At 70.1% G+C, this 710-nt stretch carries 1 protein-coding gene; it reads right to left on the reverse strand.

What is annotated here, in order from left to right; translation table 11 throughout:
• Positions 1-29: 29 nt before the first annotated feature.
• Positions 30-710 (reverse strand): ISAs1 family transposase (locus AC08OP_RS21940; RefSeq protein WP_476615910.1); only part of this gene is annotated, 681 nt, incomplete at its 5' end.

Here is a 710-nt window from a genome sequence, read left to right on the forward strand (position 1 = left end):
AGGGCGTGCCGCAAAGTCGTTGATGCTGGTCAGGCCGGGTTTTCGAGGCCGAGGATGGCCGTGAGCAGGGCTGGGTCGTGGCGGAGGCGGCGCAAGGTGGGGCTGATCCGGGGGTGTCCGGTAAGGCGGAGCAGGCCGATGGCAAGGTTACGGAACGTGGCCATGAGGCGGGGCAGAGGGCCGGTCCGGACCCGGGAAGCATCCTCACGGAACGTCACATCGCGGACCCAGTGGACCCGGTTCTCCACAGTCCAATGATCACGAACATAAGTGGCGAGGTCGGCGGCGGTGACCTCGTCGAGGGCCAGACTGCTGATCACGTGGACGGTGGTTGTGGTGGTGGTCTTCCGGGTGACGCGGCGCCGGCCGGAGCCGCGGGTGGCGGTGCGGGTGGTCCGGCGGCGGATCCGGGCGACGGTGCGGGCGTGCGGGTGGCGGGCGCGGATCGCATCGCCGGCCTCGGCGAGCTGGATCGTGCGCTGTTCGAGCCGGCCGTGGGCCTTCCCCTCGGCGGTGTGGCCGACGGGGGCCTTCGTCCAGTCGGTCACCTGGTGGCAGTCGACGGCCAGGGCGGGGGTGTTGTTCTTGACCGTGAACACGAAGTGCGCACCGAACTCGCCGACGATCGCCTCGGCGTGGGCGCGGTTGGTGTGGGCGGCATCAGCGGTGATCACATGGCCGGTCAGCGGGTGGTAGGTGTGCAGCTCACG

It is taken from the genome of Frankia sp. CeRuru1 (genome assembly GCF_977966315.1).